The 18,578-nt window shown below is 72.1% G+C and carries 23 protein-coding genes and 3 tRNA genes; 17 read left to right on the top strand and 9 right to left on the bottom strand.

Going from position 1 to position 18,578, the window contains the following annotated elements:
- The first annotated feature begins 79 nt into the window (after window positions 1-79).
- Together PZ894_RS20975 and PZ894_RS20970 are read left to right on the top strand one after the other, a co-directional pair.
- On the top strand, window positions 80-1,051 hold the full coding sequence (locus PZ894_RS20975) for a pirin family protein (protein ID WP_275747790.1): 972 nt from the start codon (window positions 80-82) through the stop codon (window positions 1,049-1,051).
- A gap of 66 nt (window positions 1,052-1,117) precedes the next feature.
- On the top strand, window positions 1,118-1,693 hold the full coding sequence (locus PZ894_RS20970) for a DNA-3-methyladenine glycosylase I (RefSeq protein ID WP_275747789.1): 576 nt from the start codon (window positions 1,118-1,120) through the stop codon (window positions 1,691-1,693).
- On the opposite strand, the gene PZ894_RS20965 is transcribed toward PZ894_RS20970, so the two are convergent.
- Genes PZ894_RS20965 through zwf form a run of 4 tightly spaced genes read right to left on the bottom strand, consistent with a single transcriptional unit; the run spans window position 1,674 to window position 6,233 of the window.
- Complete coding sequence (locus PZ894_RS20965) at window positions 1,674-2,216, bottom strand: hypothetical protein (RefSeq protein WP_275747787.1); 543 nt, start codon at window positions 2,214-2,216, stop codon at window positions 1,674-1,676. The two genes, PZ894_RS20970 and PZ894_RS20965, sit on opposite strands and share 20 nt — an antisense overlap.
- Window positions 2,217-2,246: 30 nt before the next feature.
- Window positions 2,247-2,873, bottom strand: a complete 627-nt coding sequence (eda, locus tag PZ894_RS20960) for a bifunctional 4-hydroxy-2-oxoglutarate aldolase/2-dehydro-3-deoxy-phosphogluconate aldolase (protein ID WP_275747785.1) — start codon at window positions 2,871-2,873, stop codon at window positions 2,247-2,249.
- Window positions 2,857-4,728, bottom strand: coding sequence for a phosphogluconate dehydratase (edd, locus tag PZ894_RS20955; protein ID WP_275747783.1), 1,872 nt, complete (start codon window positions 4,726-4,728; stop codon window positions 2,857-2,859). Before edd ends, eda begins: the two co-directional genes overlap by 17 nt.
- Window positions 4,725-6,233: a glucose-6-phosphate dehydrogenase gene (gene zwf, locus PZ894_RS20950; protein ID WP_275747781.1), complete on the bottom strand. Its 1,509-nt coding sequence runs from the start codon at window positions 6,231-6,233 to the stop codon at window positions 4,725-4,727. Before zwf ends, edd begins: the two co-directional genes overlap by 4 nt.
- 84 nt (window positions 6,234-6,317) lie before the next feature.
- On the opposite strand from zwf, the gene PZ894_RS20945 reads away from it, so the two are divergent.
- Both PZ894_RS20945 and PZ894_RS20940 read left to right on the top strand, forming a co-directional pair.
- Window positions 6,318-7,535: an ROK family protein gene (locus PZ894_RS20945; RefSeq protein ID WP_275747780.1), complete on the top strand. Its 1,218-nt coding sequence runs from the start codon at window positions 6,318-6,320 to the stop codon at window positions 7,533-7,535.
- A gap of 10 nt (window positions 7,536-7,545) precedes the next feature.
- Entirely contained in the window at window positions 7,546-7,926 is a 381-nt protein-coding gene (locus PZ894_RS20940; RefSeq protein ID WP_275747779.1) for a DoxX family protein, read from the top strand.
- Between the two features lie 58 nt (window positions 7,927-7,984).
- Here PZ894_RS20940 and PZ894_RS20935 read toward each other — a convergent pair whose 3' ends face one another.
- Window positions 7,985-8,818, bottom strand: a complete 834-nt coding sequence (locus PZ894_RS20935) for a thioesterase family protein (protein ID WP_275747776.1) — start codon at window positions 8,816-8,818, stop codon at window positions 7,985-7,987.
- Between the two features lie 36 nt (window positions 8,819-8,854).
- Between PZ894_RS20935 and PZ894_RS20930 the strand changes: the two genes are divergently transcribed.
- The 6 genes from PZ894_RS20930 to PZ894_RS20905 all read left to right on the top strand — a co-directional run bounded on the left by PZ894_RS20930 (window position 8,855) and on the right by PZ894_RS20905 (window position 11,134).
- Window positions 8,855-8,927 (top strand) — tRNA-Thr (locus PZ894_RS20930).
- A gap of 56 nt (window positions 8,928-8,983) precedes the next feature.
- Window positions 8,984-9,060: transfer RNA gene (locus PZ894_RS20925), tRNA-Met, on the top strand.
- Window positions 9,061-9,100: 40 nt separating this feature from the next.
- The gene (rpmG, locus tag PZ894_RS20920; RefSeq protein ID WP_017932999.1) at window positions 9,101-9,271 is read left to right on the top strand and encodes a 50S ribosomal protein L33; all 171 of its coding nucleotides are present in this window, start codon (window positions 9,101-9,103) and stop codon (window positions 9,269-9,271) included.
- Window positions 9,272-9,331: 60 nt separating this feature from the next.
- Window positions 9,332-9,733 (top strand): MaoC family dehydratase N-terminal domain-containing protein, encoded by a 402-nt coding sequence (locus PZ894_RS20915; protein ID WP_275747774.1) that lies wholly within the window; start codon window positions 9,332-9,334, stop codon window positions 9,731-9,733.
- Entirely contained in the window at window positions 9,733-10,104 is a 372-nt protein-coding gene (locus PZ894_RS20910; protein WP_275747773.1) for a MaoC/PaaZ C-terminal domain-containing protein, read from the top strand. Before PZ894_RS20915 ends, PZ894_RS20910 begins: the two co-directional genes overlap by 1 nt.
- Entirely contained in the window at window positions 10,097-11,134 is a 1,038-nt protein-coding gene (locus tag PZ894_RS20905; RefSeq protein WP_275747772.1) for a UDP-N-acetylmuramate dehydrogenase, read from the top strand. The genes PZ894_RS20910 and PZ894_RS20905 overlap by 8 nt, the downstream gene beginning before the upstream one ends.
- Window positions 11,135-11,137: 3 nt before the next feature.
- Here PZ894_RS20905 and PZ894_RS20900 read toward each other — a convergent pair whose 3' ends face one another.
- From PZ894_RS20900 to PZ894_RS20885, 4 genes are read right to left on the bottom strand one after another with little or no spacing between them, the layout of a single operon-like run.
- Window positions 11,138-11,506, bottom strand: a complete 369-nt coding sequence (locus PZ894_RS20900; protein ID WP_275747771.1) for a DUF4190 domain-containing protein — start codon at window positions 11,504-11,506, stop codon at window positions 11,138-11,140.
- A gap of 4 nt (window positions 11,507-11,510) precedes the next feature.
- On the bottom strand, window positions 11,511-12,011 hold the full coding sequence (locus PZ894_RS20895) for a DUF4190 domain-containing protein (RefSeq protein WP_275747769.1): 501 nt from the start codon (window positions 12,009-12,011) through the stop codon (window positions 11,511-11,513).
- Window positions 12,008-13,039 carry an adenosine deaminase gene (locus tag PZ894_RS20890; RefSeq protein WP_275747767.1) on the bottom strand — a complete coding sequence of 344 codons (1,032 nt, stop codon included), beginning with the start codon at window positions 13,037-13,039 and terminating at the stop codon, window positions 12,008-12,010. Before PZ894_RS20890 ends, PZ894_RS20895 begins: the two co-directional genes overlap by 4 nt.
- A gap of 20 nt (window positions 13,040-13,059) precedes the next feature.
- A complete protein-coding gene (locus PZ894_RS20885) occupies window positions 13,060-14,280 on the bottom strand; it encodes a pyridoxal phosphate-dependent aminotransferase (RefSeq protein ID WP_275747765.1) in 1,221 nt (406 codons plus the stop codon).
- A 170-nt stretch (window positions 14,281-14,450) separates the two neighbouring features.
- On the opposite strand from PZ894_RS20885, the gene PZ894_RS20880 reads away from it, so the two are divergent.
- The 7 genes from PZ894_RS20880 to rplL all read left to right on the top strand — a co-directional run bounded on the left by PZ894_RS20880 (window position 14,451) and on the right by rplL (window position 18,464).
- A tRNA-Trp gene (locus PZ894_RS20880) sits at window positions 14,451-14,523 on the top strand.
- 45 nt (window positions 14,524-14,568) lie between these two features.
- Window positions 14,569-14,811 carry a preprotein translocase subunit SecE gene (gene secE, locus PZ894_RS20875; protein ID WP_275747763.1) on the top strand — a complete coding sequence of 81 codons (243 nt, stop codon included), beginning with the start codon at window positions 14,569-14,571 and terminating at the stop codon, window positions 14,809-14,811.
- 38 nt (window positions 14,812-14,849) lie between these two features.
- The gene (nusG, locus tag PZ894_RS20870) at window positions 14,850-15,761 is read left to right on the top strand and encodes a transcription termination/antitermination protein NusG (RefSeq protein ID WP_275748046.1); all 912 of its coding nucleotides are present in this window, start codon (window positions 14,850-14,852) and stop codon (window positions 15,759-15,761) included.
- Between the two features lie 150 nt (window positions 15,762-15,911).
- A complete protein-coding gene (rplK, locus tag PZ894_RS20865; RefSeq protein ID WP_275747762.1) occupies window positions 15,912-16,343 on the top strand; it encodes a 50S ribosomal protein L11 in 432 nt (143 codons plus the stop codon).
- Between the two features lie 73 nt (window positions 16,344-16,416).
- The gene (gene rplA / locus PZ894_RS20860) at window positions 16,417-17,142 is read left to right on the top strand and encodes a 50S ribosomal protein L1 (protein WP_275747761.1); all 726 of its coding nucleotides are present in this window, start codon (window positions 16,417-16,419) and stop codon (window positions 17,140-17,142) included.
- A gap of 277 nt (window positions 17,143-17,419) precedes the next feature.
- Complete coding sequence (gene rplJ, locus PZ894_RS20855) at window positions 17,420-17,992, top strand: 50S ribosomal protein L10 (RefSeq protein ID WP_275747759.1); 573 nt, start codon at window positions 17,420-17,422, stop codon at window positions 17,990-17,992.
- Window positions 17,993-18,068: 76 nt separating this feature from the next.
- Window positions 18,069-18,464 carry a 50S ribosomal protein L7/L12 gene (gene rplL / locus PZ894_RS20850; protein ID WP_275747758.1) on the top strand — a complete coding sequence of 132 codons (396 nt, stop codon included), beginning with the start codon at window positions 18,069-18,071 and terminating at the stop codon, window positions 18,462-18,464.
- Window positions 18,465-18,578: the final 114 nt, after the last annotated feature.

Raw genomic sequence — 18,578 nt, 5'->3', positions numbered from 1 at the left:
CCACGTCTCGCGTGTTCGGAACGGTGGACCTCCCACCGCTGCCCGGGGACGCGCCGCCTCCCTGGGCGACAATGTCCGCGTGAGCAACCTCGAGGACAAGCCGCCGGAGCTCGAGTGCGAGGCGACCCCGGCCGCGGGCGTCGAGATCATGACGCCGCGCGACGTTCCGCTCGGCGGGCCGCGGGCGATGCGCGTGCGCCGTACGCTCCCGCAGCGGCATCGGTCGCTGATCGGCGCGTGGTGCTTCGTGGACCACTACGGGCCCGATCTCGTCGCGGACAGCGGCGGCATGACGGTCGCACCCCATCCGCACACCGGGCTGCAGACGGTGAGCTGGCTCTTCACCGGCGAGGTCGAGCACCGCGACAGCGCCGGCCACCACGCGATGGTGCGCCCCGGCGAGGTGAACCTGATGACCGCCGGCCGCGGCATCAGCCACTCGGAGGTCTCACCACCGACGACGACGACGCTGCACGGCGCCCAGCTCTGGGTGGCGCTGCCCGACGACTCGAGGTTCGTCGACCCCGGCTTCGCGCACCACGCGCCGAAGCCCGTGACGGGACCCGGGTACGAGGCGCGCGTCTTCCTCGGCTCGCTGCTCGGCGACACCTCGCCGGTCACGACGTACACCCCGCTCCTCGGCGCCGAGATCCTCCTCGACGCCGGCACGACGCTCGAGCTCGACGTCGACCCGGCCTACGAGCTCGGGGTGCTCGTCGACGCCGGCGTGGTGTCCGTCTCCGGGACCGAGGCCGGGTCCAGCGACCTCGCCTTCGTGCCGCCGGGCTCGTCACGGCTCGAGCTCACGTCGTACGACGAGCCGGTCCGGCTGCTGCTCCTCGGCGGGCCGCCGTTCGGCGAGTCGATCGTGATGTGGTGGAACATCGTGGCCCGCACCCACGAGGAGGTCGTCGACTGGCGCGCCCGGTGGCAGGCGCAGATCACCGACACGGGGATGGTCGACGGCTGGTTCGGCAGGCCGGTCGGTGACGAGCTCCCGCCGATCCCCGCGCCGCCGCTGCCCAACGCCCGCCTGAAGGAGCGGCGCTGAGACACCTCGACGCCCGCCTCGACGCCCACCTCAACGCCTGTCGGCGGTCTACGTCAGGATGACGCCATGGGACCGCTGATCGGCGAGGACGGAGTCGGCCGCTGCCCCTGGGCGGGCGGGCCGGGCGTGATGCGCGACTACCACGACCACGAATGGGGCCGCCGGGTCAGCGGCGAGGCGGCGTACCTCGAGCGACTCACGCTGGAGGCGTTCCAGTCCGGGTTGTCGTGGTCGACGATCCTCAACAAGCGCGAGGCGTTCCGCGAGGTCTTCCGCGGCTTCGACGCCGACGCGATCGCGGCCTTCGACGAGTCCGACGTCGAGCGGCTGATGCTGGACTCGCGCATCGTCCGCAACCGGATGAAGGTCGAGGCGGCGGTCACCAACGCCCGGGCGACCGTCGCGTTGCGCGAGGACGGTGGTCTGGAGGCCCTGGTGCTCGGCTTCGCCCCCGACGAGCCGCCCGGCTGGCACGACACGGCGGAGATGGCGACCACGTCGACCGAGTCGGTCGCGCTGTCGAAGGGGTTGAAGAAGCGCGGCTTCGCGTTCGTCGGGCCGACGACGATGTATGCCCTGATGGAGGCGATCGGGATCTTCGACCCGCACCTGCTCGGGTGCTTCAGGCGCGGCCGGGGCTGAGGAGGTGGCGGTCACGCCGCCGGAGGCCCACGAGGGCCGCGACCAGCAGGACACCGCCGGCGAGCACGCCGGTCCATCCGGGACCGTCCTCGAAGCCGGCGACGGTCGCCGCCCCGCCGACCAGCGCGACCGTGACCAGGCTCCACGCCAGTGGCCGGAAGAACGGTTGGCCGAAGGCCCTCGCGAACGGCAGGAGGTGCAGTCCGACGACCAGCACCACCCACGCCCGGGTGAGCTCGTCGTGGCCGACGGCGCGGAGCGCGGCGGCGCCGACGGGGACCGAGACGGCGAGGGCGATCACGCTGACGCCGTACACGCGAAGCCCCTGCCGGGAAGGTGGCGGCGGCGCGGTCGGGGAGGAGCGGAGGTGGACGACCACCGAGCCGAGGACGGCGAGCCCGAGCGCCCAGCCCGCGGCGCGCACGGCCGTCTCGCCGGGCAGACCGGCGGCGTTCGCCTGCACGAAGACCTCGCCGCCGACCAGACCGATCAGGCTCCCGACAACGCGACCGTCGACCTCCATGGCCGGCAGTATTCCAGCGGCGGCGACGGCTCAGCGCAGGGCCGCCGCCTGCGCCGCGAGGCCCGTCACCCGTGCCCAGTCGCCGGAGGCTAGCGCGTCGGCGGGGGTGAGCCAGGAGCCGCCGACACAGCCCACGTTCGGCAGTGAGAGGTAGGTCGTCGCGGAGGCGAGCGTGATCCCGCCGGTCGGGCAGAAGCGGGCGGTCGGCACCGGCGACGCGATCGCCTTGAGGTACGCCGTGCCGCCCGACGCCTCGGCCGGGAAGAACTTCAGCTCGGTGCAGCCCGCCTCGAGCGCGGCGAGCACCTCGGAGACGGTGGCCGTGCCCGGGAGGAACGGCAGTCCGGTGTCCCGCATCGCGTGGAGGATGCCGCGGGTCACGCCGGGGGAGACGAGGAACTGCGCTCCGGCCTGCGCGGCCGCCCGGGCCTGGGCGGGCGTGACGATCGTGCCGGCGCCGACCAGGATCTCCGGCACCTCGGCCGCGATCGCGCGGATCGCGTCGAGGGCGGCCGGGGTGCGTAGGGTGAGCTCGATCGCCGCCAGGCCACCGGCCACGAGGGCGCGGGCGACCGGGACGGCGTGGGCGACGTCGTCGACGACCACGACGGGCATGACCGGGACGACGTCGAGCAGCGAGCTAGACGGACTCGACAACGCGGACCTCCTGGCCGGGGGCGCTGACGCCCGGGAAGACGCTGGCGCCGGTGTCGGCGGACCCGACGGTGGCGCGGAACGCGGCGAACAGCTCGCGCCCGGTGCCCGCCCACTCCGCGCCCTGCGGGGCGCGGCCGGTGATGGGGCGACGTCCGAACGAGTCGTGGTCGACGTGCAGGTCGAGCAGGCCCGCGCTCGCGTCGATCGTGATCAGGTCGCCGTCGGCGACGCGCGCGAGCGCTCCGCCCAGCGCGGCCTCGGGCGTCACGTGGATGGCGGCCGGCACCTTGCCCGACGCGCCGGACATCCGGCCGTCGGTGACGATGGCGACCCGCTGGCCGCGGTCCTGCAGCACGCCGAGCGCCGGGGTGAGCTTGTGCAGCTCGGGCATGCCGTTGGCAGCGGGGCCCTGGTAGCGGATCACGGCCACGAAGTCGCGGCCGTCCAGCTGCCCCGCGTCGAAGGCCGCGAGGAAGTCGTGCTGGTCGTCGAAGACCAGGGCCGGTGCGGTGACGAGCCGGTGCTCGGGCGCGACCGCCGAGGTCTTGATGACCGCGCGCCCCAGCGGCCCGCCGAGCAGCTGCAGCCCGCCGTCGGGGGTGAAGGGGTCGTCCGCCGGGCGGAGCACGTCGAGGTCGAGCGACCGCTTCGGCCCCTCCGCCCAGGTCAGGTCACTGGCGTCGTCGGCGGCGCGCAGCGCGGGCTCCTCGGTGTAGCGCCACAGCCCGTGGCCGGCGACCGTCTGCACGTCGTCGTGGAGCAGGCCCGCGCGCAGCAGCGTGTGCACGAGGAACGCGATCCCGCCGGCGGCGTGGAAGTGGTTCACGTCGGCCTCGCCGTTGGGGTACATCCTGCTGACCAGCGGCACGACCTTCGACAGGTCCGACAGGTCGTCCCAGGTCAGCGAGATGCCGGCGGCCCGGGCGATCGCGACGAGGTGCAGGGTGTGGTTGGTGGAGCCGCCGCTGGCCAGCAGCGCCACGCAGGCGTTGACGATCGCCATCTCGTCGACGATCTCGCCGATCGGGGTGCGCGCGGTCAGGGTGAGCTCGGTGACCCGCCGGCCGGCCGCCTTCGTCAGGGCGTCGCGCAGCGGCGTCCCTGGGTTGACGAACGACGAGCCCGGCAGGTGCAGGCCGAGCACCTCCATGAGCAGCTGGTTGGAGTTCGCGGTGCCGTAGAACGTGCAGGTCCCGGCGGAGTGGTAGGACGCGGCCTCGGCCTCGAGCAGGTCCTCGCGGCCGACCTTGCCCTCGGCGTACAGCTGGCGGACCCTGGCCTTCTCCGAGTTCGGCAGGCCGGAGGCCATCGGGCCGGCCGGGACGAACACGGTGGGCAGGTGGCCGAAGGAGAGCGCGCCGATCAACAGGCCCGGGGTGATCTTGTCGCAGACTCCGAGCATCAGCGCGCCGTCGAACATGTCGTGGGAGAGCGCGATCGCGGTCGCCATCGCGATCACCTCGCGGCTGTAGAGCGACAGCTGCATGCCGTCGCGGCCCTGCGTGACGCCGTCGCACATGGCCGGCACGCCGCCCGCGAACTGGGCGATGCCGCCCGCCCGGATGACCGCCTTCTTCAGCGTCTCCGGGTAGTCGCGGTAGGGCTGGTGCGCCGAGAGCATGTCGTTGTAGGACGACACGATCGCGACGTTGGGCTTCACGGTGCCGATCAGCGCGCGCTTGCCCTCGGGCTCGGCGGCGGCGAAGCCGTGGGCGAGGTTGGCGCAGGCCAGTCGGCCGCGGGCCGGCCCGGTGGCGGCCGCGGCGCGGATCCGGCGGAGGTACTCGGCGCGGCCCTCGGCGCTGCGCTCGACGAGGCGCGCCGTGACCTCGGCGACGGTGGGGTGGAGGGTCACTGGTCGGTCTCCTGCCAGGTGCGGCCGTCGCGCTCGAGGAGCATCGCGGCGGCGGTGGGTCCGGGGGTGCCGGCGGGGTAGCGCCTGGGGCGCTCGGCGGTCGCGGCCCAGCGGCGCAGGATCGGCTCGGTCCAGGTCCACGCGGCCTCGACCTCGTCGCGACGCATGAAGAGCGTGGGGTTGCCCTTCATCACGTCCATGAGCAGCCGCTCGTAGGCGTCGGGCAGCCGCGCGTCGAACGCGGCGGCGTAGCTGAGGTCCAGGGAGACCGGCCGGAGGCGGTAGCCCCCGGGCCCGGGCTCCTTGGCCGTGAGGTGCAGGCGCATGCCCTCGTCGGGCTGGACCAGGATGTGCAGCCGGTTGGGCGCGGTGGCGCCCTCGGCCCCCGGGAACATCGAGTGCGGCGGCTCCTTGAAGACCACCACGATCTCGGACGCCCGTCGGTCCATCCGCTTGCCGGTGCGCAGGTAGAAGGGCACCCCGGCCCAGCGCCAGTTCTGCACCTCGGTCTTCAGGGCCACGAAGGTCTCGGTGCGAGACCGGCCGTGGCTCCCCCCTGCCTGCAGGTCCTCCGAGTACGACGGCACGGCCTCGCCGTCGACGAGCCCCACGTCGTACCGTCCGCGCACCGTGTCGCGGTCGACCGCCTCGGGCGTCATCGGCTCGAGCGCCTGGAGGACCTTGACCTTCTCGTCGCGGACCGTCTCGCGCCCGACGTACGTCGGGGGCTCCATCGCCACGAGGCAGAGGAGCTGCAGCAGGTGGTTCTGCACCATGTCGCGCAGCGCGCCCGCGTGGTCGTAGTACTCGCCCCGGCCGCCGACGCCCACGGTCTCGGAGACGGTGATCTGCACGTGGTCGACCCAGCGCGAGTTCCACAACGGCTCGAGGAACGTGTTGGCGAACCGCGTCACCAGCAGGTTCTGCACGCTCTCCTTCCCGAGGTAGTGGTCGATGCGGAAGATCTGCGACTCGTCGAAGACCCGGCCGACCGCGTCGTTGATCTCGCGGGCCGAGTCGAGGTCGTGGCCGATCGGCTTCTCGAGCACGACGCGGGCGCGCTCGTCGACGACGCCGATCTCGTCGAGGCGCTGGCAGATCGAGCCGAAGAGGCGGGGCGCGACGGCGAGGTAGAAGACCCGGACGGCGTCCTCGGGGTGGGCGCGCTCCTTGAGCAGGGCGTGGAAGCGGTCCCAGTCCTCGGCGTTCCGGGCGTCCAGCCGCAGGTGGTAGAGCCGGGCGAGGAAGCGGTCGACGGCCGGGGTGAGCAGCTGCTCGGGGTCGACGTACGTCGTCAGCGCCGCGTGGACCGCGTCGCGCCAGCCGGCGTCGTCGAGGTCGGACATGGAGACGCCGAGGATCCGGTGGTCGGCCGGCAGCTGCCCCTCGAGGTCGCGGTGGTAGAGCGCCGGCAGGAGCTTGCGCAGCGCGAGATCGCCGGTGCCGCCGAACACGGTGAAGTCGCACGCGGCCGGGAGCACGTGCGGGCTGGAGCTCGGATCCATGCCGATCACCGTAGCCGATTCGGCTCTCGAAGGGCAGGACTAACGTCTTCTGAGGATCAAAGTAGGCGGCGTTATGCTCTCGCCGTGTCCCAGACCTCCCTGCGGGCGGCCAACGGCTCGACCCGCACCGACGGCCGCGAGAGCGCAGCGCCGGCGACCGCCGGCGAGCTGCTCGACCTCGTGCGCACCGGCCGGGCGAGCACCCGCTCGCAGCTGCGTGCGCTGACCGGCCTCTCGCGCACCGCCATCACCACTCGCGTGAGCGCGCTGACCTCCTCCGGCCTGCTGCTCCTCGGCGAGGAGCTCGCGTCCACGGGCGGCCGCCCGCCGGGCGCCCTCGTCTTCAACCAGCACGCCGGCGTCGTGCTGGCGGTCGCCATCGGGCGGTCGCGCAGCCAGCTCGCGGTGCTCGACCTCGACGGGCAGGAGATCTCCTCCGACTCCCGGGACCACGAGGTCGGGGTCGGTCCCGACGAGCTGATGCCCCAGATCGCCCAGCGGCTGGCCGGCCTGCTCGAGGGTGTCGAGCCGCCCGTGCTGGGCATCGGCCTCAGCCTCCCCGGCACGCTCGACCCGGCCCGCGGCGTCAGCATCGGCTCGCCGGACGTCTCGGGCTGGGACGGCGTCGAGCTCGCGCCGTACCTCGCCGAGGTCGCGACCGCGCCGCTCTTCGCGGGCAACGACGCCGACGTGCTTGCCCGCTCCGAGCTGCTCGGCCGGTCCGCGTCGCTCAAGGACGTGCTGGTCGTCAAGGCCTCGACCGGCCTCGGCCTCGGGATCATCGCCGAGGGCCGGGTGCTGAGCGGCCACCTCGGGGCGGCGGGCGAGATCGGCCACACCAAGGTCGACGCGGCCCGGGGACTGTCGTGCCGGTGCGGCGCGACCGGCTGCCTCGAGACGCTCGCCGGCGGCTGGGCCCTGGTCGCCCGCGCCCGCGAGGCCGGCCACGAGGTCGAGCACGTGCGCGACCTCGTGGCGCTCGCCCTCCAGGGCGACCCCACCGCGCGTGGGCTGCTGCGCGACGGGGGCCGAGCGCTGGGCGAGGTGCTGGCGATCGCGATCAACCTGCTCAACCCGGCGGCCGTGGTGATCGGGGGCGACATGGCGGCGGCGTTCGACTTCCACGTCGCCGGGGTCCGCGAGAGCGTCTACGCACTGGCGGCGCCGCTCGCCACCCGGGACCTGCAGTTCCTCGCCGCGGCCCACGGCGACCGCGCCGGCGTGGTCGGCTGCGCCGCGCTCGCCCTCGACCACGTGCTCGCGCCCGTGGCGGTCGACGCACGCCTGGCGGGCGCTGTCTAGGGTCGTCGCCGTGGACGGAAACATCTGGCTCTGGATCCTCCAGGGGTTCCTCGCCCTGCTCTTCCTCGGCACCGGCGTCCTGAAGCTGACCCGGACCCGTGACGAGATCGTGGCGCAGGGCCTGGCCTGGGCGGAGGACTACTCCGAGCCGGCCCTGCGCGCCCTCGGTTGGGCCGAGGTGCTGGGCGCCGTCGGCCTGGTGGTGCCCCCGCTGGTCGGTCTCGGGATGCTGACGCCCGTCGCCGCGTCCTGCCTCACCGTGCTCACGGTCGGCGCGATCGTCGTCCACGTCCGCCGGCGCGAGTTCCTCCCCGACGTCGTGCGCACGCTGGCGCTGATCGCCCTGTGCGCGACCGTCGCCTACGGCCGCTTCGGGCCGGCGGCGTTCTAGCTTCGCTAGTCTCGAGCGGCGCCGCTGCCGACCTCCCGGGAGTCCTGCCGCCCCCCGCCTACGACCCGGCCGAGGCATCGCCCCGGCCGTGCCTCGGCACCACGAGCAGCGCCTGAGCCGACCGGGCGACCAGCCCGCGCTCGTCGTACACCGCGGAGGTCGCGACGCCGGTCGCGCCGTCGGAGAGGGTGGTCTCGGCGTCGAGGCAGACCCACTCGCCGACCGGCTCGCGCAGCACGTGCACGCTCAGCTCGGTGTTGAGGAACCCCCACTGGCGTACGTCGAGCGCCGCGCTCACCCCGGACGCGGAGTCGACGCAGGCGAGCAGCCGCTGGACCGGCGAGATCGGCTCGCCCTCGACCAGCCCGGGGGAGCGCATCCACACGACGCCGCTCCCCGGCTCCTCCAGGCCACCCCGCACCCACCGCCACTCGATCGCGTCGAGGTAGCCGCCGTGCCAGCCGGATGGCCGCGGCCGCTCGGCGCCGTCGCCCGGCCCGTGCGGGGGCGGCGGCCCGGCCGCGCCGGGTCCCGCGCCGTCCGGGAACAGCCACGCCCGGGCGGACGCGGCGACCCGGCCGCGGGCCACGTCGTGGAGCTCGGCACCGACCAGCTGGACCGACCGCCCGGGTCGCAGCACGGACGCCGTGACGGCGACCGGACCGACCGGCACCGGCCCCAGGAGCTCCATGGTGAAGCGGCCGATCCGGGCCGGGGAGAGGCGCTCGACCGACCGGGCGAGAAGGGCCGCCGGAGGACCACCGTGCTGGCTGTCCGGGCTCCACGGACCGACGCTCGACGACAGTGACTCGAAGGCCTCTCCGACCGCTCCGGACGGGTCGTGAAAGGCTCCCGACGAGCGGTAGAAGACAGGGGTTCCAGTCGATTTCATGTTCGCGCGCACCCCTGTGTATTGTTCTCCGACGTTGCCCCTTTAGCTCAGTCGGCAGAGCGTCTCCATGGTAAGGAGAAGGTCTACGGTTCGATTCCGTAAAGGGGCTCTGGGAGAGGTTTTTGCGCGTTCCGGCTAGTCTGGATCGCGCTGCCGAGCCCTTGTGGCGGGGTAGCTCAGGCGGTTAGAGCACACGACTCATAATCGTGGTGTCGCGGGTTCGAGTCCCGCTCCCGCTACCAGACAGACCAGCGACACCCAGTACCGACCGAAGGACTTCCCGTGGCCAGCAAGAGCAGCGACGTTCGCCCGAAGATCACTCTCGCCTGCGTGGAGTGCAAGGAGCGGAACTACATCACCAAGAAGAACCGCCGCAACGACCCCGACCGGCTCGAGCTGGCGAAGTTCTGCCCGCGCTGCCGCAAGCACCAGGCGCACCGCGAGACCCGCTGAACCCGTCTCGTCGTCGACCCGCCCGAAACTTTCGGGCGGGTCGATCTGTATTTTGAGGCCATGCCAGTCGACCAGTCCCTCGTCGGCCGGACCTTCCCGCCGACGGCGCCGCACCCCATCACCGAGGAGCAGGTCCGCGACTTCGTCGCCGCAACGGGCGAGGAGTACGCCGGTGGTCCGGCGCCCGCGACGTACCCGATCGTGCTGGCCTTCGACGCCATGAACGCCTTCCTCGAGGCCGAATCGATCGACCTCTTCCGGATCGTGCACGGCGAGCAGAAGTTCGCCTACGAGCGGCCGGTCGTGCCCGGCGACGTCCTCACCGCGACGCTGACCGTCGGGAGCCTGCGCCAGATCGCCGGCAACGACATCATCGGCACCACCAGCGAGGTCACCGACGCCTCCGGCGCCCTGGTCTGCACGACCTCCGCCACCCTCGTCCACCGGGGTCCGGAGGCGTGATGCTCGAGACGCAGACCTACACGATCACCCGGGCCGACCTCGTGCGGTACGCCGCGGCCAGCGGCGACCACAACCCGATCCACCAGGACGAGGCGGTCGCGACCAGCGTCGGCCTGCCCGGGGTGATCGCCCACGGCATGTACACCATGGCGCTCGCGGCGCGTGCGGTCTCGACGTGGTTCCCGGGCGCCGAGGTCGTCAGCTTCGGGTGCAAGTTCACCAACCCGGTCGTCGTGCCCGCCGAGGGCGGCGTCGAGGTCGAGGTCGCCGGGGAGGCGAAGGAGGCCGACGGCCTCACCACCGTGGCCCTCACCGTCACCTGCGGTGGCCAGAAGGTGCTCGGGATGCCCAAGGCCGTCCTTCGTGCCTGAGCTGACCGGCCGGCTGCTCCGCGACCACACCACGCTCCGCCTCGGCGGACCCGCCGAGCGGTGGGTCCGGGCGACCACCGAGGCCGAGCTCATCGAGGCGGTCGTCGACGCCGACACCGCCGGTGAGCCGGTGCTCGTGCTCGGCGGCGGCAGCAACCTCGTGGTCGCCGACGCCGGCTTCGCCGGCACCGTCGTCGAGGTGGCGACCACCGGCGCCGAGATCGACGCCGACGACGGCCCGTCCTGCGGCGGCGCCACGGTCACGGTCGCGGCGGGGGAGAGCTGGGACGAGCTGGTCGAGCTGGCCGTCGAGCGCGGCTGGGTCGGCGTCGAGGCGCTCTCCGGCATCCCCGGCTCGGTCGGCGCGACGCCGATCCAGAACGTCGGCGCCTACGGCCAGGAGGTCTCCCAGACCGTCGCCAGGGTTCGGGTCTGGGACCGCACCCTGCGTGGCGTCCGCACGTTCGCCAACGCCGACTGCCGCTTCGGCTACCGCACCTCCCGCTTCAAGGCCGATCCGGGCCGGCACGTCGTGCTCTCCGTCACCTACCAGCTGCGCCAGGGTGACCTCGGTGCGCCGGTGGCCTACGCCGAGCTCGCCAACACCCTGGGCGTCGAGCTCGGCCGGCGCGCGCCGCTCGCCGACGTACGACGGGCGGTGCTCGCCCTGCGCGCCGGCAAGGGCATGGTGCTCGACCCGGCCGACCGCGACACGTGGAGCGCGGGGTCGTTCTTCACCAACCCGGTCGTCGACGCGGTCGAGGTCCCGCCGGGTGCCCCGGCCTGGCCGCAGCCCGACGGGCGGGTCAAGACCAGCGCCGCGTGGCTGATCGAGAGGTCAGGGTTCGCGAAGGGCCACGGTGACGACCGGGTCGCGCTGTCGGGCAAGCACACGCTCGCGCTGACCAACCGGGGTGCCGGGACCACCGACGACCTGCTGGCGCTGGCGCGCGAGGTGCGCGACGGGGTCGCGGAGCAGTTCGGCATCGTGCTCGTCAACGAGCCGGTGCTGGTCGGCTGCTCGCTCTGAGGGTCAGTAGGTCGAGGACGACTCGCTGACCGCGACCGCGATCGCGATGATCGCCGCGACGGCGAGCACGCCGAGGACGAGCAGGACCGTGCCGACGATGCCCATGATCCGTCCGGCGTTGGCCTGGTCGCGCCCGTCGTAGGTGCCCGGCGGGGCGGCGTCGATCTCGCGGACCGCGCGTCCGCCCATCGCCCAGGCGAACGGCGACAGCACGAGCGTCACGCCGCCGCAGGTGAGGATGCCCGCGAGGCCGATGATGCCGAGCACCATCGCGGTCATCGCCGACGGGTGCTTGGGTGGTGGTCCGTAGCCGTACGGCGGGTACCCGGGCGGCGGTCCGGGCTGGTGCGGCGGAGGAGTGCCGTAGGTCATCGCGTCAGCCGATCGCGGGGGAGAAGGTGCCGTTGGAGTCGTCGTTGGCCGCGACGATGATCAGGGCGATGAGGCCGGCGATCGCGAGCACCAGCAGGACGGAGCCGATGATGCCGAGGATGAAGCCGGCGAGCGCCATGCCGCGGCCGCCGAGCCGCCCCCCGGACCGGTCGATCCGGTTCATCGAGATGCGGCCGAGCACCAGGGCGACGGGCGACGCGAGCAGGCCCACGCCGTACGCGCAGGCCATCACCAGCCCGGCGATGCCGGTGATCATCGCGCCGATCGCGAGCCCGTCGGTGGGCGGGGTGACCGGGTGGCCGTACGCCTGCTGCGGCGGATAGGGCTGGCCGTACTGCTGGGCGTACGGCGGCTGCCCGTAGGGCTGCTGCTGGGGCTGGTAGGGGTTGGGCGGCGGCTGCGGGTGGGGCTGACCGTACGGCTGGTGCGTGGGGGGCCTGCCGGGGTCCTGCTCGCCGTAGGGGTTCTCGGGGCCCGTCGTCATGGCCCCATCCTTGCAGGCTCGCTCGCCAGCCAGGCGTCGATGTCGGAGAGGATCGCCGACCGCACCGACGCGGGCGCGCGCGAGGCCCGCACCGACATCCGGGCCAGCTCGGCGAGCTGGTCGTCGGTCAGCTCGTGGGCCGCGCGCATGGTGGCATACTGCCCGGCCAGGCGGGAGCCGAAGAGCAGGGGGTCGTCGGCGCCGAGGGCCACCGTCGCGCCCGCGGCCAGCAGCGTCGGCAGCGGCACCGAGGTCAGGTCGGAGTAGACGCCGAGCGCGACGTTCGAGACCGGGCAGACCTCGAGGGCGACTCCGGCCTCGACGATCCGGTCGAGCAGCGCCGGGTCCTCGGCCGAGCGGACGCCGTGGCCGAGCCGGTCGGCACCGAGCGCGTCGAGGCAGATCCGGATGTGCTCGGGTCCGCGCAGCTCGCCGCCGTGCGGCACCAGTGTCAGCCCGGCGCGCTCGGCGATCCGGAACGCCGGTGCGAAGTCGGCGGTGCCGCCGCGGCGCTCGTCGTTGGAGAGTCCGAATCCGACGACCCCGCGACCGGCGTACTGGGCGGCCAGTCGCGCCAGCGTGCGGGCGTCGAGCGGGTGCCGGGTGCGGTTGGCCGCGATCACCACGGCGATGCCGAGGCCGGTCGTCGCGGAGGCCTCCGTGACGGCGTCGAGCACCAGGTCGGTGAAGGCCGTGATGCCGCCGAACCGCGCGCCGTACCCGCTGGGGTCGACCTGGATCTCCAGCCAGCGGCCGCCGTCGCGGACGTCGTCCTCGGCCGCCTCGCGCACGAGACGGCGTACGTCAGCCGGCGTCCGCAGCACCGACCGTGCGACGTCGTAGAGCCGCTGGAAGCGGAACCAGCCCTTCTCGTCGGCCGCGGAGAGCTTCGGCGGCCAGTCCTCGACCAGCTGGTCGGGGAGCGCGATCCCGTCCCGCGCGGCGAGCTCGAGCAGCGTCGCGTGCCGCATCGACCCGGTGAAGTGCAGGTGGAGGTGCGCCTTCGGCAGCTCCAGGAGGTCACGCATCCCCCGGAGCGTATCGGGCGCTACGCGAAGAGCTTCTGCAGGCGGGTGACGCCCTCGACCAGGTCGTCGTCGCCGAGCGCGTAGGACAGGCGCAGGTAGCCCGGGGAGCCGAACGCCTCGCCCGGCACGACCGCGACCTCGGCCTTGTCGAGGATGTACTCGGCGAGATCGGCGGAAGTGTCGATGACGCGGCCGCCGTGCTCCTTGCCCAGCAGGCCCTTGACCGAGGGGTAGGCGTAGAACGCGCCGCCGGGAGTCGGGCAGACCACGCCGTCGATCTCGCTGAGCATCGCGACGATCGTCCTGCGGCGGCGGTCGAAGGCCGCCTTCATCTCGTCGACGGCCGACAGGTCGCCCTCGAGCGCGGCGATCGCCGCGCGCTGGGAGACGTTGGCGACGTTGGACGTGGCGTGCGACTGCAGGTTGGTGGCCGCCTTGACGATGTCGGTCGGGCCGATCAGCCACCCGACCCGCCAGCCGGTCATCGCGTAGGTCTTGGCGACCCCGTTGACGACCACGGTGTGGTCGGCGAGCTCGGGGCAGAGCACCGGGAGCGAGCCAGTCTCGATGCCGTCGTACACGAGGTGCTCGTAGATCTCGTCGGTGAGCACCCACAGCTCGTGCTCCTCGACCCAGGCGCCGATCGCGCGGATCTCGTCGGCGGTGTAGACCGAGCCGGTCGGGTTCGACGGCGACACGAAGAGCAGCACCTTGGTGCGGTCCGTGCGGGCCGCCTCGAGCTGCTCGACGGTGACCTTGTAGTCCTGGGTCTCGTCCGCGAGCACCTCGACCGGCACGCCGCCGGCGAGCTGGATGGCCTCCGGGTAGGTCGTCCAGTACGGCGCGGGCACGATCACCTCGTCGCCCGGGTCGAGCATCGCGGCGAACGCCTCGTAGATGGCCTGCTTGCCGCCGTTGGTCACCAGCACCTGCGCCGGTTCGACGGTCAGACCGCTGTCGCGGGCGGTCTTCGCGACGATCGCCTTCTTGAGCTCGGGCAGGCCGCCGGCGGGGGTGTAGCGGTGGTTCTTCGGGTCGCGGCACGCCTCGGCGGCGGCGTCGACGATGTAGCCGGGCGTCGCGAAGTCGGGCTCGCCCGCGCCGAACCCGATGACCGGGCGGCCCTCCGCCTTGAGCGCCTTCGCCTTCGCATCGACCTTCAGCGTCGCGGACTCGGCGATGGCGCCGACCCGTCGGGACACGCGGCGGGAACGAGGCGAGGACTCAGGGGCGGAGGTCATGTCCTCCATCGTAGGGTGGGTCGCGGGACGGCCCGGCAGCCGTTTGGACTCTGGATCGCCCCACCCCGTAGACTCCCGGTTTGGTGGATCTCCACAGGCTCAGTCCTGCCCTGGATCATTCTCTGGGCAGGCCGGGTGCTGCGGGGCTCCGCCCTCGCAGACGTCTGCGAAGGGCACTAGCTCAACTGGCAGAGCATCGGTCTCCAAAACCGAAGGTTGGGGGTTCAAGTCCCTCGTGCCCTGCAAGGAACGGATCGAACGGATCGGACGACGAACGGAGTCAAGGACGTGCCGGACAGCAAGGCAGTCCGCGGTGAGCGGGGCGGCGACGCCCGCAAGCGCACCAGCATCCCCACGTTCTACCGCCAGGTGGTGGCCGAGCTCCGCAAGGTCGTCTACCCGACGCAGGAGCAGCTGGTCACCTACTTCATCGTCGTGATGGTGTTCGTGATCGTGATGATGACGATCGTGTCGCTGCTCGACCTGGGCTTCGGCAAGCTCGCCTTCGAAGTCTTCTCCGGCGGCTCCTGACCGGGCCGGCCGGCCGATGAACGACAGCAACACCCGACCTGATGGAGCAGTACGTGTCTGAGCAGGAGTACGACTCGGTGGAGACCGAGGAGACGACCCCCGGGGTCGACAGCCCCGGAGTCGAACCCAGCCTCGAGGACCAGTACGGCGAGCCCGACGACGGCCCCGAGGTCGTGGACGAGCCGCGCCTCGACGCCGAGACCACCGACGAGGACTCCGACGAGGCGCTCGGCCTCGACGACCGCGACGCCGACGGCACCACCCTCGACCTCTCCGAGGCGGAGGGTGACGAGGGCCCCGACGCCGAGGACGACGCCGAGGACGACGACCCGCTCGAGGCGTTCCGCCGCGAGCTGTGGGCCAAGCCGGGCGACTGGTTCGTCGTGCACACCTACTCCGGCATGGAGAACCGGGTGAAGTCGAACCTCGAGAACCGCATCATCTCCCTCAACATGGAGGACTACATCCACGAGATCGTGGTCCCCACCGAGGAGGTGGCGGAGATCAAGAACGGCCAGCGCAAGATGGTCAAGCGCACCGTTCTCCCCGGCTACGTCCTGGTCCGCATGGACCTCACCGACGAGTCGTGGGCCGCGGTCCGCCACACCCCGTCGGTGACCGGCTTCGTCGGCCACAGCCACCAGCCGGTGCCGCTGTCGATGTCCGAGGTCGAGAGCATGCTCGCCCCCGCCGTCGTCGCCCGCGCCGAGGCCGAGGCCGCTGCCGCCGGCACCCCGAGCACCACCGCCGGCGCCGCGCCGAAGAAGCCCGTCGAGGTCGCCGACTTCGACGTGTCCGACTCGGTCATGGTGGTCGACGGCCCGTTCGCCACGCTGCACGCGACGATCACCGAGATCAACGCCGAGTCGCAGCGCGTCAAGGCCCTCGTCGAGATCTTCGGCCGCGAGACCCCGGTCGAACTGAGCTTCAGCCAGATCCAGCGCGTCTGACACGTCTCGAAACCCAGCGGATCAAGATTTCGCGTTCCGACTGAAGCGCAGCACAATAGTCCGGTTGCCCGTGGTGACACGGGCAGCAGCAGGTGGCAGAGGCGCGCGACGTACGCCTCGTCATGACCACGAGACAGAGAGAGAAGCACCATGCCTCCGAAGAAGAAGATCGCCGCACTCGTCAAGGTGCAGCTCCAGGCCGGCGCCGCGACGCCGGCCCCGCCGGTCGGCACCGCGCTCGGTCCGCACGGCGTGAACATCATGGAGTTCTGCAAGGCGTACAACGCCCAGACCGAGTCGATGCGCGGCAACGTGATCCCGGTCGAGATCACCATCTACGAGGACCGCTCGTTCACGTTCATCACCAAGACCCCGCCGGCCGCGGAGCTCATCAAGAAGGCCGCCGGTCTCAAGTCCGGTTCCGGCACCCCGCACTCGGTCAAGGTCGGCAAGCTGACCAAGGACCAGGTGCGCGAGATCGCCCAGACCAAGATGCCCGACCTCAACGCGAACGACATCGACGCGGCCATGAAGATCGTCGAGGGCACCGCCCGCTCGATGGGCGTCACGACCGAGTCCTGAGCACATTTTTGGCAGGTGGGAGGGCCGCGCTGGCCCGCTAACCACATCTTTTCCGAAGAGAAACGAGAAGCTCATGCAGCGCAGCAAGACCTACCGCGCGGCGGCCGCGACGTTCGACAAGGACGAGCTCCACGCCCCGCTGGCCGCGATCAAGATCGCGAAGACCGCCTCCAAGAAGAAGTTCGACGAGACCGTCGACGTCGTCATGCGCCTGGGCGTCGACCCGCGCAAGGCCGACCAGATGGTCCGCGGCACCGTCAACCTCCCGCACGGCACCGGCAAGACCGCCAAGGTCCTGGTGTTCGCGAACGCCGACAAGGCCGAGGCCGCCCGTGAGGCCGGCGCCGACGTCGTCGGTGGCGACGAGCTCATCGAGAGGGTCTCCGGCGGCTGGCTCGACTTCGACGCCGTCGTCGCGACCCCCGACATGATGGGCAAGGTCGGCCGCCTCGGCCGTGTGCTCGGTCCCCGTGGCCTGATGCCGAACCCGAAGACCGGCACGGTGACCCCGGACGTGGCGAAGGCCGTGTCCGACATCAAGGGCGGCAAGATCGAGTTCCGCGTCGACCGGCACGCGAACCTCCACTTCATCATCGGCAAGGCCTCGTTCTCCGAGGTCCAGCTCGCGGAGAACTACGCCGCGGCGCTGGAGGAGGTGCTCCGCCTGAAGCCGGCCAGCTCGAAGGGCCGCTACATCCGGAAGGTCACCGTCTCCACGACGATGGGCCCCGGCGTCCAGGTCGACCCCAACCGCACCCGCAACGTTGCGGTCGAGGACGAGGCGGCTCCCACCGCCTGACCCGATCTCACGCCGACCCGCCCGAAACTTTCGGGCGGGTCGGCGTCATTTCGGCGGTCTCGATTTGGCCGTACGCCGAGCCGGCCCGTAGTGTTCTCCACGAAACCAGAGACCGCCGGTTGTCGCGCCACGCACGTGGCACGATCGAAGGCTCCGCAGCAGCGGACGACCTGCGCAGGTGACGGAGCGAGAAGCAAGACCCGCGCCCCGAGCCTGTGCTCGGGGCGTTCGTCGTTTCCGAGGCCGAGACCGGTGGTCGACCACCGGAAGGAGACCCATGGCGCGGGCAGACAAGCAGGCGGCCGTCGCGGAGATCGTTGAGTCGTTCAACGATTCCGCCGGTGCCGTGCTGACCGAGTACCGCGGTCTCACCGTGAAGCAGCTGCAGGAACTGCGGCGCTCCCTCGGTGCGAACGCCAACTACGCCGTGGTCAAGAACACGCTCGCCAAGATCGCCGCCACCGAGGTCGGCATCGAAGGCTTCGACGACCTGCTGACCGGCCCGACCGCCATCGCCTTCATCAACGGCGACGTCGTCGAGGCGGCCAAGGGTCTGCGTGACTTTGCCAAGGCGAACCCCACCCTGGTCATCAAGGGTGGCGTCCTCGACGGCAAGCCCCTCGACGCGTCCGAGATCGCCAAGCTGGCGGACCTCGAGTCGCGTGAGGTGCTCCTGGGCAAGCTGGCCGGCGCGATGCTGGCGTCGCTCAGCCAGGCCGTCTACCTGCTCAACGCGCCGATCGCCCAGGCCGCCCGCCTCGCGGGTGCGCTCCAGGCGAAGGCCGAGCAGGACCCGTCAGTCCTCCAGGGTGGTGCAGCCGCCGCTGACGAGGAGACCGCCGAGGCCTGATCGGCCCCGGCGACACACCACCTGAAACCCGGCCCCCGCGAGCGCGGCGGGCCAACGACTGGAAGGAAGCGCCACCATGGCGAAGCTCAGCACCGACGAGCTCCTCGACGCGTTCAAGGAGATGACGCTGATCGAGCTCAGCGAGTTCGTGAAGCAGTTCGAGGACACCTTCGGCGTCACCGCCGCTGCCCCGGTCGCCGTCGCGGCTGCCCCGGCTGCGGGCGGCGCGGCCGGCGGCGAGGCTGCCGGCGACGCGGCCCAGGACGAGTTCGACGTCATCCTCGACGCCGCCGGCGACAAGAAGATCAACGTGATCAAGGAGGTGCGCGCCCTGACCTCCCTCGGCCTGAAGGAGGCCAAGGAGCTCGTCGAGGGCGCCCCGAAGCCGGTCCTGGAGAAGGTCAACAAGGAGGCCGCGGACAAGGCCAAGGAGGCCCTCGAGGCCGCCGGCGCCACCGTCACCCTCAAGTGACGCTCTCCTAGCTGCACCCTCCACGAGGGGCGGTCACCCGACAGGGTGGCCGCCCCTCGTGGCATTTCCGGACCGGTCCGGACGCGGATCCGGCCCAGGCCGGGGGTGTAGGCC

Origin of the sequence: Nocardioides sp. YIM 152315, assembly GCF_029210375.1 — a bacterium.
Lineage (GTDB): Bacteria > Actinomycetota > Actinomycetes > Propionibacteriales > Nocardioidaceae > Nocardioides.
Note: the sequence above shows the minus strand (reverse complement) of the source record. Positions and strands in the feature narration are given on the sequence as shown.

Bases quoted from the DNA above. Each gene is read 5' to 3' on its own strand.
- PZ894_RS20970 (WP_275747789.1), top strand. From the start codon at position 1,118: ATGGGACCGCTGATCGGCGAGGACGGAGTCGGCCGCTGCCCCTGGGCG.
- PZ894_RS20965 (WP_275747787.1), bottom strand. From the start codon at position 2,216: ATGGAGGTCGACGGTCGCGTTGTCGGGAGCCTGATCGGTCTGGTCGGC.
- zwf (WP_275747781.1), bottom strand. From the start codon at position 6,233: ATGGATCCGAGCTCCAGCCCGCACGTGCTCCCGGCCGCGTGCGACTTC.
- PZ894_RS20935 (WP_275747776.1), bottom strand. From the start codon at position 8,818: ATGAAATCGACTGGAACCCCTGTCTTCTACCGCTCGTCGGGAGCCTTT.
- PZ894_RS20915 (WP_275747774.1), top strand. From the start codon at position 9,332: ATGCCAGTCGACCAGTCCCTCGTCGGCCGGACCTTCCCGCCGACGGCG.
- PZ894_RS20910 (WP_275747773.1), top strand. From the start codon at position 9,733: ATGCTCGAGACGCAGACCTACACGATCACCCGGGCCGACCTCGTGCGG.
- PZ894_RS20900 (WP_275747771.1), bottom strand. From the start codon at position 11,506: ATGACCTACGGCACTCCTCCGCCGCACCAGCCCGGACCGCCGCCCGGG.
- PZ894_RS20895 (WP_275747769.1), bottom strand. From the start codon at position 12,011: ATGACGACGGGCCCCGAGAACCCCTACGGCGAGCAGGACCCCGGCAGG.
- PZ894_RS20890 (WP_275747767.1), bottom strand. From the start codon at position 13,039: ATGCGTGACCTCCTGGAGCTGCCGAAGGCGCACCTCCACCTGCACTTC.
- PZ894_RS20885 (WP_275747765.1), bottom strand. From the start codon at position 14,280: ATGACCTCCGCCCCTGAGTCCTCGCCTCGTTCCCGCCGCGTGTCCCGA.
- rplK (WP_275747762.1), top strand. From the start codon at position 15,912: ATGCCTCCGAAGAAGAAGATCGCCGCACTCGTCAAGGTGCAGCTCCAG.
- rplA (WP_275747761.1), top strand. From the start codon at position 16,417: ATGCAGCGCAGCAAGACCTACCGCGCGGCGGCCGCGACGTTCGACAAG.
- rplJ (WP_275747759.1), top strand. From the start codon at position 17,420: ATGGCGCGGGCAGACAAGCAGGCGGCCGTCGCGGAGATCGTTGAGTCG.
- rplL (WP_275747758.1), top strand. From the start codon at position 18,069: ATGGCGAAGCTCAGCACCGACGAGCTCCTCGACGCGTTCAAGGAGATG.